Annotated in this window: 8 protein-coding genes and 1 pseudogene; 4 read left to right on the forward strand and 5 right to left on the reverse strand. The window is 65.2% G+C overall.

Translation table 11 applies throughout. The features are described from left to right. Positions 1 to 77: 77 nt before the first annotated feature. Positions 78 to 1,109 (forward strand): annotated as a pseudogene (locus PVT71_RS26970) (IS110 family transposase). A gap of 644 nt (positions 1,110 to 1,753) precedes the next feature. Further along, positions 1,754 to 3,598: a hypothetical protein gene (locus PVT71_RS26975; RefSeq protein ID WP_353476317.1), complete on the forward strand. Its 1,845-nt coding sequence runs from the start codon at positions 1,754 to 1,756 to the stop codon at positions 3,596 to 3,598. 799 nt (positions 3,599 to 4,397) lie between these two features. On the opposite strand, the gene PVT71_RS26980 is transcribed toward PVT71_RS26975, so the two are convergent. The 5 genes from PVT71_RS26980 to lsrA form a co-directional block, all read right to left on the reverse strand. After that, positions 4,398 to 5,639 carry a class II aldolase/adducin family protein gene (locus PVT71_RS26980; RefSeq protein WP_353476318.1) on the reverse strand — a complete coding sequence of 414 codons (1,242 nt, stop codon included), beginning with the start codon at positions 5,637 to 5,639 and terminating at the stop codon, positions 4,398 to 4,400. Between the two features lie 68 nt (positions 5,640 to 5,707). Next, positions 5,708 to 6,724 (reverse strand): autoinducer 2 ABC transporter substrate-binding protein LsrB, encoded by a 1,017-nt coding sequence (lsrB, locus tag PVT71_RS26985; RefSeq protein WP_353476319.1) that lies wholly within the window; start codon positions 6,722 to 6,724, stop codon positions 5,708 to 5,710. Between the two features lie 35 nt (positions 6,725 to 6,759). Then, entirely contained in the window at positions 6,760 to 7,743 is a 984-nt protein-coding gene (locus PVT71_RS26990) for an autoinducer 2 import system permease LsrD (protein WP_353476320.1), read from the reverse strand. Beyond that, positions 7,740 to 8,750 (reverse strand): autoinducer 2 ABC transporter permease LsrC, encoded by a 1,011-nt coding sequence (locus PVT71_RS26995; protein ID WP_353476321.1) that lies wholly within the window; start codon positions 8,748 to 8,750, stop codon positions 7,740 to 7,742. The genes PVT71_RS26990 and PVT71_RS26995 overlap by 4 nt, the downstream gene beginning before the upstream one ends. Continuing rightward, positions 8,743 to 10,218: an autoinducer 2 ABC transporter ATP-binding protein LsrA gene (gene lsrA / locus PVT71_RS27000; RefSeq protein ID WP_353476322.1), complete on the reverse strand. Its 1,476-nt coding sequence runs from the start codon at positions 10,216 to 10,218 to the stop codon at positions 8,743 to 8,745. The genes PVT71_RS26995 and lsrA overlap by 8 nt, the downstream gene beginning before the upstream one ends. A 219-nt stretch (positions 10,219 to 10,437) precedes the next feature. On the opposite strand from lsrA, the gene PVT71_RS27005 reads away from it, so the two are divergent. Further along, positions 10,438 to 11,376, forward strand: a complete 939-nt coding sequence (locus PVT71_RS27005; RefSeq protein WP_353476323.1) for a sugar-binding transcriptional regulator — start codon at positions 10,438 to 10,440, stop codon at positions 11,374 to 11,376. Between the two features lie 2 nt (positions 11,377 to 11,378). Then, the gene (gene lsrK, locus PVT71_RS27010; protein ID WP_353476324.1) at positions 11,379 to 12,908 is read left to right on the forward strand and encodes an autoinducer-2 kinase; all 1,530 of its coding nucleotides are present in this window, start codon (positions 11,379 to 11,381) and stop codon (positions 12,906 to 12,908) included. The last annotated feature ends 8 nt before the right edge of the window (positions 12,909 to 12,916 follow it).

Genomic DNA, 12,916 nt, shown 5'->3' on the forward strand with positions numbered 1-12,916 from the left:
GACCTGCCCGTTACCGTTGCAAGATCGAGGGCAAGCTGGCGCCATTCCCGTATCGGATCCACATGGAGGACTACGGGATGAAGCTGTTTATTGGACTGGATGTGTCGCTTGAGAAGACCGCGATTTGCTTGATCAGCGAACACGGGAAGATCTTGGAGGAGGCGCAGATGGCCAGCGAGCCCGAGGCGCTGTTACGCTGGATCTGCGATCAGGACGGGGAAGTTGTGGCCATCGGGCTCGAAGCTGGCCCGCTGTCGCAATGGCTGCATCGCGGGTTGTCCTTGGCTGGACAACCTGTGGTGCTGATGGAAACCCGGCAGGTGAAAGGCGCCTTGAAGGCCATGCCGATCAAGACGGACCGCCTAGATGCCGAAGGTATCGCCCGCCTTCTGCACCTCGGCTGGTTCCGACCGGTTCACTGTAAATCAGTTTCCGCACAGGAGGTTCGCGCTGTGCTCACCGCTCGCAAGGCTGTACAAAAAGGGGTTCATCACGCTTGAAATGTCCTTCGCGGGCTATTGCGCAACTTTGGCCTTAAAGTTGGCACTGTATCCCGTGGCCGGTTCGAACAGCGGATCCGCGAACTGGCGGTAGGAAATCCAATGTTGGTGGCGGCAACCGAACCTATGCTTCACGCGCGGGCAGCGCTGCGGCGAGAACTGGCAAGCCATGAACGCCATGTCCGCCAACTTGCCCATGACGACCCGGTCTGTCTGCGCCTCATGTCGATGCCTGGGATTGGGGCGGTCGTGGCATTGACCTACCGATCTGCAGTGGATGATCCCGGTCGCTTCACATCCTCGAAGAAAGTTGGGCCGTGGGTCGGTTTGACGCCGTCTCGCAACCAGTCTGGCGAGCGCGACATCTCAGGCGGTATCACCAAGGCGGGCGACGTCAACCTGCGCCACGCGCTGTGCCAGGCTGCCACCGTCATGATGCATCGCGGACGGGCAACATGGCTGCGAACTTGGGCGGCGAAGCTCGCGCGCCGCCGCGGCGCCAAGCGCGCAATGGTTGCGCTGGCCCGACGTATCGCCGTGATCCTTCATCGGATGTGGAGAGATGACACCGACTTCCGTTTTGACAAGCCGGTGCTTCATGCCGGTTGACGACACAGGTTACAGACTGCTGCCCGCCTGATCGCGAGCCTTCGAGGTCACCACGGGACGCGGTTCCAGTGATGCCGTGCTCAGGACTGACGCCGACCATATCGAGCACGCCAACGAGATGGGCACACCGGAATTGCATTGAACCAGCATCATGTTGGCAGCCACCGCTCCGACCACGGACCGAAGCATGCACCCGGGTCGATCTCAAAAGAAGGCCGCCGAACAGGGAAACCGATCAACGGCTCTAAGCACAAAACCGCGGTTGGGCGGGGCATTCGACGTGCGCGAAAACCCTTGACTGGGACGCCCCCGTTACCGAAGTCTGGAGCCTTAGGAGCGCGGGAATATCTGATCATAGAAATCTTGGAAAACGCTTTCCTCCAACTGGCTGAAGAATGATTCGCGATACGTCAAAGGTCTGGTTAGACAAGTCCGCAAACCTAGAGGGTCATCTTGTGGCACTAGAAGTCAGTGACACGCGGGTCGTCCAGAAAAGAAAGTCAAGAAATTTTTTGTTGTCTTTGTATTGTCTCTGAACTTGCACACTTCAACTCCTGCACAATTAATGCGATACAGCAAGGAACGTATCGTCGATAAAGTTGAGTGGAGTGAGTATGTTATCGGCACGAGTAAGTAGCTACACCTTGTTTGTTTCCGGCGCCGCGGCAAGGTCGTCGTCTTACTCCCGGATCGATATCACCCAGATTGGTGCTGATATCTCGGTCGAAGACAACGATAGTATAGGTACGATCATCCCGATCATCGGGAATTCAGAGACCATCCGCAACTTTGACGCTCGCGGCGTCACCGAAGCGGGCGTCTACATGTTCTCATCGTATTCTGGTCAGAGCGTTCTCAAGGGTTCGATGCAGAACGACTGGATCTATGCCTATGGGTCGGGAGATGACCGTCTGTTCGGCTATGCGGGTGACGACCACATGGAAGGGCGGGATGGAAATGACCGCCTGGATGGCGGGAACGGAAACGACGATCTGGACGGTGGAGACGGACAGGACACCATCATCGGCGGCCCGGGAGCAGACGTCATAGATGGTGGAAACGGCATCGACACGCTGGTCTTCAGCGGAAATCGATCGGAGTACTCTATTCAAACAGTGGATGGGCGCTACGAAATCAGCCACATCGGCGGAACAGGAAAAGACGGGCAGGATACGTTTGCCAATATCGAGTTCTTGCAGTTCCTCGATCAAACTGTTGAAATCTCATCCATTCCTTCAAATTTGGCCGCGTCGGTAACGGGCTACACCCTGTTTATCTCCGGCGCCGCGGCAAGGTCGTCGTCTTACTCCCGGATCGATATCACCCAGATTGGTGGCGAGATCACGGTCGAAGACAACGATAGTATAGGTACGATCATCCCGATCATCGGGAATGCAGAGACCATCCGCAACTTTGACGCTCGCGGCGTCACCGAAGCGGGCGTCTACATGTTCTCATCGTATTCTGGGCAGAGCGTTCTCAAGGGTTCGATGCAGAACGACTGGATCTATGCCTATGGGTCGGGAGATGACCGTCTGTTCGGCTATGCGGGTGACGACCACATGGAAGGGCGGGATGGAAATGACCGCCTGGATGGCGGGAACGGAAACGACGATCTGGACGGTGGAGACGGACAGGACACCATCATCGGCGGCCCGGGAGCAGACGTCATAGATGGTGGAAACGGCATCGACACGCTGGTCTTCAGCGGAAATCGATCGGAGTACTCTATTCAAACAGTGGATGGGCGCTACGAAATCAGCCACATCGGCGGAACAGGAAAAGACGGGCAGGATACGTTTGCCAATATCGAGTTCTTGCAGTTCCTCGATCAAACTGTTGAAATCTCATCCATTCCTTCAAATTTGGCCGCGTCGGTAACGGGCTACACCCTGTTTATCTCCGGCGCCGCGGCAAGGTCGTCGTCTTACTCCCGGATCGATATCACCCAGATTGGTGGCGAGATCACGGTCGAAGACAACGATAGTATAGGTACGATCATCCCGATCATCGGGAATGCAGAGACCATCCGCAACTTTGACGCTCGCGGCGTCACCGAAGCGGGCGTCTACATGTTCTCATCGTATTCTGGGCAGAGCGTTCTCAAGGGTTCGATGCAGAACGACTGGATCTATGCCTATGGGTCGGGAGATGACCGTCTGTTCGGCTATGCGGGTGACGACCACATGGAAGGGCGGGATGGTAATGATCGCCTGGATGGCGGGAACGGAAACGACGATCTGGACGGTGGAGACGGACAGGACACCATCATCGGCGGCCCGGGAGCAGACGTCATAGATGGTGGAAACGGCATCGACACGCTGGTCTTCAGCGGAAATCGATCGGAATATGAGCTTAGTAACCTGAGTGATGGTTATCAGATAATTCATTCTGGCGGGGCGAAAACTGACGGATACGATCAATTCACGAATATTGAAATTCTCCAGTTTTCAGATCAGACGGTTAACATCGATGATTGGTTGAACTGAGTTACATAGCGGTTTTTTTCTTCGCGGTGTTTGGCGTCAAGGCCAAAGATGGACTGCACGAAGACCCATCTTGCCACTCCAGCTTTGCCAAGGATCGCGGAGCCTTCTTGCCCGTCGTACCGCATCGGCGAGTTACGCCAGCGTGATCTATGCCCGCGAGCGGTCCGGGTCGAATGTTGATGCAAGCTCGGCAGCACATGGCTGGTTGTTTGGTCCAAAACCTTTGCGAGCTTCCGGGCTGGTTTCAATAGGGTGGCAAAGGCACTCGACGTCAAGTTCCCGAGTGCCGAATGCGGCATCTGCGCGTTGTGGACGCGGTTCCAATTCTCGATGCGGAACGGCGCACCCGCAATCGAAAGGAATTGTTTTGTCCCAGCGGGCTCTGCTGGGGTTAAGCCGACATTCGAAATGCCTCGGCAGGAGTGCGCATGGGATGCGGCGGATGAGGGCAGCGGTTGTTGTAGAATGCGATCCGGTGCCCGATGCCGCGCATGGCGTGTTGACCCATAACAGAACATCACATCGACCCTGCCTCAGGGCGGGAAGGGCCGAACTACTCCATCACGTCAGGTTTTGCCAGAGCGACGGAACCGGGCGGAATGTACTCGTGTGTGTGAGCGCTAGTGGCCTCGCGTAATCCAGATTATGTAAAAGCAAAAACTCCCATTTGATATTTCGAGATTCTAGCCGAAAATCTCGCCAAATTTTTTAGAAAAATTCGCGATTTGACCTGCTTCGTCCGATTACATGCCATCCCGAAAGTGCCCGCGGGCCGCACTTCGGCCCGCGAAACGATCCCTCACTGTTTCTTCAGCTTCGCCTGTTCCAGCGACCAGTACTCCATGTCGAACAGGTCGCGCTCGGAGATCGGGGTGAAGCGGCGGTAGGCCTCGGCTGCGTTCACCACGCGGCAGGTCTGCTCGAAGAGGTCTCCCGCGATGCGGGCGGCGTTCACGGTCGCGCCGACGCCGAAGATGCCCTCGCCCGGCACGAGGATGACGCGCGGCAAGGGGTCGAGCATGATCTTCTCTTCCCCCGCGTGGGGCGCGTTGCGCTCGAAATAGGCGCGGTACTCGGCGGCGAAGCGGTCAAGGGCGGCGTCGATCTGCTCGCGACCGGCACCGCTTTCCAGCAGCATGCCGAAGGGCTTGAGCCGGATCACGTGGTCGGGGGTCACCGTGCCGCGCCGGGCAAGCTCCGGAAGGTCGTCGCGCCCGAGGTAGGCGCGGATCGACGGGGTCGAGCGGAAGTCGAGCGCCGGGTCCTCGCCAAGCACACCGCGCGCGGCGAGCGCCTCGGCGAGGTTGCGCGAGAGCACTTCGGGCGCCGCGCGGTCGGTGTCTTCCGGGGCCGGAACGGTGATGCCGCGCGCTTCGAGATAGTCCTCGGCCATGGTCACGAACTCGATCATCAGCTCGTAGCTCTCGCGCGCGGTCTCGGCGAAGGTGAAGAGCCCGTGCTGCGCCAGCCAGAGCCCGTCGACCGAGGGATCGCGCGCCAGCGCGTCCTTGCAGGCGTGGCTGAGATCGTAGCCCGGCATCACGTAGGGCACCCAGCCGACCCGTCCGCCGAAGATCTCTTGCACCACCGGCTCCATGTCGGCCTGGTCGGCCAGCACGAGGATCGCCGTGGCGTGGGTGTGATCGACGAAGGCATGCGGCATGTAGGCGTGCAGCAGCGCCTCGACCGAGGGGTTGGGCGCGGCGGGATTGAGGAGATGGCTGCGCAGGAAGGCGACCATGTCCTCATCCGACATGCGCGGCACGTCGCGCGTGGCGAGCAGCGGCGCGAGGTGCATGGCAGGCAAGCCCGGCGCCTCGATGTCGCCGAGGTCCCAGCCCGAGCCCTTGACGTGGATCACCGTGCCGTTCGCCGCGGGGATCTTCACCGAGGTGTTGCCGCCGCCGTGCAGCACGAGGTCCGGGTCCTGCCCGATCAGCCGCGAGGTATAGACCCGCAGCCCCAGCGCGGCGGGCTCCCCACGGGCCTCGGCCCCGGCCGCGAAGGCCTCTGCTTCCTTGTCGTTCCAGCGGCTCAGCATCTTGGTTCTCCCTGTCATGGACCGGGGGCGCCGCAAGCGCCCCCGGGTGGTCTGTGGCCGGAGCGGCCTCAGAAGTCGTAGTTGTCGATGTTCTCGGCGTTGAAGACAGTGCGCTCGGGCAGCAGGATGATGCCGTTGCCCTCGGCCTCGTAGGCGTAACCCTGCACCGCGTTCGGCGAGACCTCGACCGAGCCGATGCCCGGCACCTCGATGCTGTCGCCGACGTTGAGCGGGCCGTCCTTCAGCACATGCGCCGCCACGGCGACCGAGATCGCCCCCTGCTGCGTCACGTCCCAGAGGCCGAAGCGCTCGACCGTGCCGCGCTTCACGTAGGGGCGCATGACGTTCGGGGTCGAGAAGCCGACGATGGTCACCTTGCCGGCGCGGTCGAGGTTCTCGGCCGCCTGCGCCGCTGCCGGAAGCGCGTTGGCGTCGGGCGCGATGATCGCGTCGAGGTCGGGATAGGCGCCGAGGATGCTCTCGGCGGTCTGCAGCGACTTCTGCGCGTCGTTGTAGCCGTACTGGGTGGTCACGATCTCCCAGCCCGGGTGCTCGGCGGCGATCTTGGCCTTGGCGGCCTCGGCCCAGGCGTTCTGGTCGGTCACGGTCGGCGAGGAATAGAAGAAGGCGACCTTGGCCTTTTCCTTGCCGGCGAGGCCGTCATTGGCCATGTCCACCAGCAGCCCGCCCAGCTGGTCCGGCGTGCCCTGGTTGATGTAGTAGGAGCGGCACTCGGGGTTCACGTCGCTGTCCCAGGTCATCACCAGAACGTCGCGGGCCATCGCCTGCTTCAGCGCGGGGCAGAGCCCGTCGGGCGACACCGACGAGACCACGATCGCGCCGTAGCCCTGGTTGACGAAGTTGTTCACGAACTGCACCTGGCCCGAGACACTCGGTTCGGTCGGGCCGTCATAGGTCACGTTGACGCCAAGCTCGTCGCCCATGGCCATCGCGCCGTTGCCGCCCGAGGTGAAAAAGCCCACCCCGACCAGTTTCGGGATAAAGGCGATGTCCTGGGCGCTCGCGACGTTGGCCGCCATCAGGCCGGCCGCAACCGTGCCAAGCAGCGTCAGGGATTTACGCATGATGTTTCCTCCTCCATTGAAACAAGTGCCCGGGGTCAGTGAGCCTGCCGCGAGCGGACCGGTAAGACGTCCCGGAGCAGCTCTGCGCCGTGGCGCAGGGCGACTACGAGGACCAGCAGCGCCCCGGACAGCGCGCTGGAAATCTGGCTGGGCACACCGCTCATCTGCAGGCCTTGCTGCAGGTAGCCGATGATGAACGTGGCGATGATCGTGCCGAGGACCGAGCCCTGCCCGCCGTAGATCGAGGCACCGCCGAGCACCGCCGCGGTGATCGCCGGCAGGAGCGTGGCGCTGCCGAGATCGACCCGGGCCGAGCCGAAATAGGCCGAGAGCATGAGCCCCGCGAGCGCGGCGGCAAGCCCGGTCAGCACGTAGGTCACCAGCTGCACGCGAAAGACCGGCATGCCCGAATGGCGCGCGGCATCCGCGTTCTGGCCGACCTGGAACACCAGCCGTCCGAAGCGCGTCAGGTGCAGCAGGACCAGCAGCAGCGCGGCAAAGCACAGGAACACGAAGAGCGGCATCGGCAGGCCCAGCACCTGCGCGTAGCCGAGCGCGGTGAACCCGGCGGGAAAGCCGCCGATCCCCTCGTAGCCACTCGCGCCGACCAGCCCCGAGAGCACGGTCGCCGCGCCCGAGAACATGTAGAGCGAGCCCAGCGTCACCACCAGCGGTTGCAGCCGGGTGAGCCGGATCACCACTGCGTTCAGCAGGCCCGCGGCTGCGCCGGTGGCGAAGCCCACCAGCAGCGAGAGCGGCAGCGGCAGTCCGAAGAAGTTGGCGATGCCGAAGGTGATCGCGGCAAGCCCCACGGTCGAGGCGAAGCTCACGTCGATCCCGCCGGCGATGATCACCAGCGTGAGCGGCACGGCGACGATGCCCACCTGCACGAAGTCCGAGGTCCCGAAGAGCAGCGACGAGGGCCGCAGGAAGCGCGGGTTGATCATGCCGAAGATGGCGAGCTCGGCCAGCAGCACTACGAAGAGCAGCACTTCCCAGCGCATCAGGTGGCGTTTCATGCGGCATCCTCCAGGTCGCTGCGCGGGGCAATCTTGTGGCTCGAGCGGCGGTAGCGCGCGGCGCGGTCACGGGCCTCGAGCGCGATGCGCAGCCGGCCGTCGATCAGCAGGACGGTCAGCAGCATGGCGCCGCCGATGAGGTCGTTCCAGTAGGCGGGGATCTTGAGGAACACGAGCGAGGTGTCGATCGAGGTGAAGAAGATCACCCCGATGACCACGCCCGCCACGGTCCCCACCCCGCCCAGCAGGCTGATCCCGCCGAGCACCAGCGCGGCGATGGCGCGCAGCTCGATGCCGCTGCCCGCCTGGTTCGGCACGAAGCCGATCTGCGCGGCAAAGGTGATCCCGGCCAGCGCGTACATCGCGCCGCCCCAGACGAAGCAGAGGAACTCGATGCGCTTCACCGGCAGGCCGAGGTGGCGCGCCGCGGCGCGGTTGTCGCCCACGACCTTGACCCAGCCGCCCCGGCGCGAGCGCAGGAACAGCCAGACCGCGACGATGACGCCCGCGGTGACCAGCCCCATGACCGACAGGCCCGCGACCGACTTGGCGCCGAGCGCCTTCAGCGCCTCGGGCAGTTCCTCGATCCACTCGCCGCCTGTCGCGATCAGCATCACCCCGCGGAAGAGCCCGAGCGTGCCGAGCGTCGCCACGATCGAGGGTACCCCGAGCAGCGCCACCAGCGCGCCGCTGAGCGCCCCGGCCAGCAGCCCGACGCCTAGCGCCGCGGCGCAGGCGAGCGGCAGCGCGACTCCGGCGTTCAGCGCCAGCCCCAGCGTCACCGCCGAGAGCCCCAGCACCGAGCCGCCCGAGACGTCGATGTTGCGGGTGAGGATGATCGGGAAGATCCCCAGCGCCACCAGCATCAGCACCAGACCATTGGACCAGATGATGCTCGCGGTGCGCGGCGACAGGAAGCCCGGCGCGGCGGCGCCGACGGCCAGCAGCACGGCCAGCGTGACGAAGAAGAGCGTCGCGACTCGGTCGCGGGCGATGCGTTCAAGCATGGGCGGCCTCCCCGGCCTCGAAGGCAAGCTGGGCGATGTCGTCGGTGCTGGACCCGGCGGGCAATTCCCCCGCGAGATGACCCCCCGCCATCACGGCGATCCGGTCCGACAGGCGCAGCACCTCGTCGAAGTCGGACGAGATCAGCAGCACCGCGGTGCCGGTCTCGGCGAGGTCCTCGATGATGCGGTAGATGTCGTTGCGCGCGCCGACGTCGACGCCGCGCGTCGGCTCGTCGAGGATCAGCACCCGCGGCGCGGCGGCGAGGCACTTGGACAGCAGCACCTTCTGCTGGTTGCCGCCCGACAGGCTCCCGACCGGCTGGTCGGGGCCAGCGCAGCGGATGCCCAGCGTCTCGCGGTATTGCTCGAAGCGGCGGCGCTCCTGCCCGGGCCGCAGCAGGAAGGGCAGCCGGTCATGCACCAGCGACGAGGTGTTCCAGTAGAGCGGCGCCTCGAGGAAGAGCCCGTATTGCTGGCGGTCCTCGGAAAGATGCACCATCCCAGCCTTCACCGCGGCTCCCGGTCCCTTGGCGCGGAAGTCCTTGCCCGCAAGCGTGACCCGCCCGGCGCTTCGCGGGCGCAGCCCGACCAGCGTCTCGGCCAGTTCCGTGCGCCCGGCGCCGACCACGCCGGTCAGCCCGAGGATCTCGCCCGCCCGCAGCGACAGCGAGATGTCCACGAAGCCCTCGCCGCTCAGCCCCTCGAGCGCCAGCACCGGGGCGCCGGTGATCTCGCGCTGCCGCTCGCGCGCGTCGAGCGCAGTGACGCCCGGGCTCATCGCGGCGAGGATCTCGGCATCGGGGCTCGCGCGCATCCGCTCGCTCAGCACCACGTAGCCGTCGCGCAGCACGGTGATCCGGTCGGAGACCGCGCGCAGCTCGTGCAGCTTGTGGGAAATGAACACCAGCCCGTGCCCCTCGGCGCGCAGCGCGCGCATGTGGCCGAACAGCGTCTCGACCTCGTGCGGGGTCAGCGCCGAGGTCGGCTCGTCGAGGATCAGCACCCTGGCCTCGCGCAGCAGCCCGCGCAGGATCTCGACGATCTGCCGGTCGGCGATCTCGAGCGTCGCGGCCTTGGCATCGGGCGACAGCGAGACGCCAAGCTGGGCGATCAGCTCCTCGACCCGGGCGCGGTAGGCACCGGCGGGTTTCGGCATGCCGACGCAGATGTTGTGGAGCACCGACTGGTTGGGAAAGATATGCGCCTCCTGCGGCACGAGGTAGAGGCCCATGGCCTGCGCCTGCGCGGGGGTCGCGGGATGCAGCGGCGCGCCGCCGAGCCGCACCTCGCCGCCCGAGGCGGAGACGAGCCCCGCCAGAATCTTCATCAGCGTCGACTTGCCCGCGCCGTTGCCGCCCAGCAGCGCATGGACCTCGCTGGCGCGGATCGAGAAATCGACCCCCTTCAGCACGGGGACGCCCGCGTAGCTTTTCGACACGGATTTCAACTCCGCGAGCACAGTTTCCATGACGCCTCCTCACCGATGCCGGGAGTGCGAGTCGATCATCGCAGTGATGTTCATTTGCACTCAGACACATCATTTGTGCAGCCGTGTTACCTTATGTCAATCCGAAAATGTGCAATTATTACGCTGCACTGCCGCACAATTGGGCAGTTGACTTGTTCAAATGTTTGATGAAGAACTATTATGATCTCGCTTGCAGCCCGCAGGAAAAGGACCCGTCCGATGATGGAACAGCCCCAGAGCGACACCGACGATGCCCTCATGGCGCGCGTGGCCTGGCTCTATTACAACGACGGGCTGACCCAGAGCGAAGTCGGCGACATCCTCAACATCTCGCGCATCAAGGTCTCGCGCCTGCTCGATGCCGGGCGCAGCTCGGGGCTCATCCAGGTGCGGATCAACTCGCGCCAGCAGGGCTGCCTCGAGCTCGAGACCCGGATGCGCCAGCAGTTCGGGCTCAGCGACTGCCGGGTGATTCCCGAAAGCTCGGTCGAGGACGTGAACCTGCGCGTCGGACAGGCCGCCGCCCAGTACCTGATGCAGAAGCTCGCCCCCGGCGAGACGCTCTCGGTCGGCTGGGGCGAGACCGTCACCCATTCGATCCGGATGCTCGGCCATACGGCGCAGGAGCGCGGCATCGGCCTCTATTCCCTCACCGGCGGCGTGCAGACCTACGTCGAGGGAATGCGCGAGGCGAACTGGCACCGCAACGTCAACATCATCCCCGCGCCGCTCGTGGTCTCGACGCCCGAGCTGGCGCGCGCGCTCATGCAGGAGCCGTCGATCGCCGCGCTGATGGCGCAGGCGCTCGAGGCGGATTACAAGCTGGTCGGCATCGGCGGGCTCAGCGAGAGCGCGACGGTGGTGACGCAAGGCTACATCCCGGCGGGCGAGATCGACCCGCTGCGCCGGGGCGGCGCGCGCGGCGACATCCTCTGCCGCTTCTACGACCGACGCGGGCAGGACATCGGCGTGCCGCTGCACGACCGGGTGGTCGGCGTCGACCTCGAGCAGCTGCGCGCCTCGGACCGGGTAATCGGCGCGGCGGGCGGGCCGAGCAAGACCGGCCCGATCCTCTCGGCCCTGCGCGGCGAGATCCTCGACATCCTGATCACCGACGAGCCGACCGCGCTCGCCCTGCTCGACGCGGCGGAGGCCTGACCATGCCCTATTTCCTTGCCTTCGACGCCGGCACCGGCAGCGGCCGCGCCGTGCTCTTCGACGACACCGGCGCCGAGATCGCCGCCTCGGGACAGGAGTGGTGGCACGCCACCGACCCGCGCTACCCCGGCTCGATGGATTTCGACACCGCGGGCAACTGGGCGGCGCTCGCGCGCTGCTGCCGCGAGGTGATCGCGGCGAGTGGTATCGATCCCGTCGAGATCCGCGCGGTCAGCGCCACCGCCATGCGCGAGGCCTTCGTGCTGCATGACGCCAGCGGTGCCGAGATCTGGGCCTGCGCCAACGTCGATGCCCGCGCGGGGGACGAGGTGCGCGAGCTGAAGCAGGCGCACCCCGGGCTCGAGGCCGAGATCTACGCGCGCTCCGGCCAGACCTATGCGCTCGGCGCCCTGCCCCGCCTCGCATGGCTGCGCCGCCACGCCCCGGAGACGCTCGACCGAGCGCGCAGCCTCACCATGCTCTCGGACTGGATCCTCTACCGGCTTTCGGGCGAGCTGACGCTCGAGCCCTCGAACGGCGGCACCACCGGCCTGCTCGACCTCCGCACCCGCGCGCCGCTGACCGGAGCGCTGGAGACCGTCGGCCTGCCCACCGACCTCTTCCCCCGCGGCGTCACCACCGGCGAGGTCATCGGCAGGGTCCATGCCGCCGCCGCGGCCGAGACCGGGCTGGCCCCCGGCACGCTGGTCGTCGCCGGCGGCGGCGACTGCCAGACCGGCGCGCTCGGCCTCGGCATCGTGCATGAAGGTGACTGCGCGGTGCTTGGCGGCACCTTCTGGCAGCAGGTGGTCAACGTGCCCCTGTCGCTCACCGATCCGAGCATGAAGCTGCGCATCAACCCGCACATGGTCGCCGGTCTCAATCAGGCCGAGGCGATCAGCTTCTTCACCGGCGCGGTCATGCGCTGGTTCCGCGACGCCTTCGGCAACGGCAAGGGCTACGCGGCGCTCGAGGCCGACTCGATGGCGGTGCCGCCCGGCGCGCACGGGATCATCCCGATCTTTTCCGACGTCATGCGCTACGGCGACTGGTTCCACGCCGCGCCCTCGCTGCTGAACCTCTCGCTCGATGCGGCGGCGGCGGGTCCCGCCGCGATCTTTCGAGCGCTTCAGGAGAATGCCGCCATCGTCGCGCACCGCAACCTCGAGGCGGTCTTCGCCCTCACCGGCCACCGGCCCGAGCGGCTGGTCTTCGCCGGCGGCGCCGCGAAATCCGCGCACTGGTCGCAGATCCTCGCCGACGTCACCGGGCTGACCGTGGTCACGCCGCAGGTGACCGAGGCCACCGCGCAGGGCTGCGCCTCGGCCGCCGCCACCGGCGCCGGGCATTTCGGCTCGCTCGCCGAGGCGGGCGGCGCCTGGACGCGGATCGAGCGCACCTTCACCCCGAACACCGCGCTGCGCCCGCTCTACGACGAGGCCGGCGCGCGGTGGGCCCACGCCTACGCCGCGCAGCGCCAGCTCGTGCTTGACGGCACCACCACCTCGATGTGGCAGGCGCCCGGCATCTGAGGCTTTCC

This window comes from Salipiger sp. H15, assembly GCF_040409955.1.
Classification (GTDB): domain Bacteria; phylum Pseudomonadota; class Alphaproteobacteria; order Rhodobacterales; family Rhodobacteraceae; genus Salipiger.

What these genes read in the sequence shown, in the direction of transcription:
- lsrK (WP_353476324.1), top strand. Translation starts at nt 11,379, where the DNA reads ATGCCCTATTTCCTTGCCTTCGACGCCGGCACCGGCAGCGGCCGCGCC.
- lsrB (WP_353476319.1), bottom strand. Translation starts at nt 6,724, where the DNA reads ATGCGTAAATCCCTGACGCTGCTTGGCACGGTTGCGGCCGGCCTGATG.
- PVT71_RS26980 (WP_353476318.1), bottom strand. Translation starts at nt 5,639, where the DNA reads ATGCTGAGCCGCTGGAACGACAAGGAAGCAGAGGCCTTCGCGGCCGGG.
- PVT71_RS26990 (WP_353476320.1), bottom strand. Translation starts at nt 7,743, where the DNA reads ATGAAACGCCACCTGATGCGCTGGGAAGTGCTGCTCTTCGTAGTGCTG.
- PVT71_RS26995 (WP_353476321.1), bottom strand. Translation starts at nt 8,750, where the DNA reads ATGCTTGAACGCATCGCCCGCGACCGAGTCGCGACGCTCTTCTTCGTC.
- lsrA (WP_353476322.1), bottom strand. Translation starts at nt 10,218, where the DNA reads ATGGAAACTGTGCTCGCGGAGTTGAAATCCGTGTCGAAAAGCTACGCG.
- PVT71_RS27005 (WP_353476323.1), top strand. Translation starts at nt 10,438, where the DNA reads ATGATGGAACAGCCCCAGAGCGACACCGACGATGCCCTCATGGCGCGC.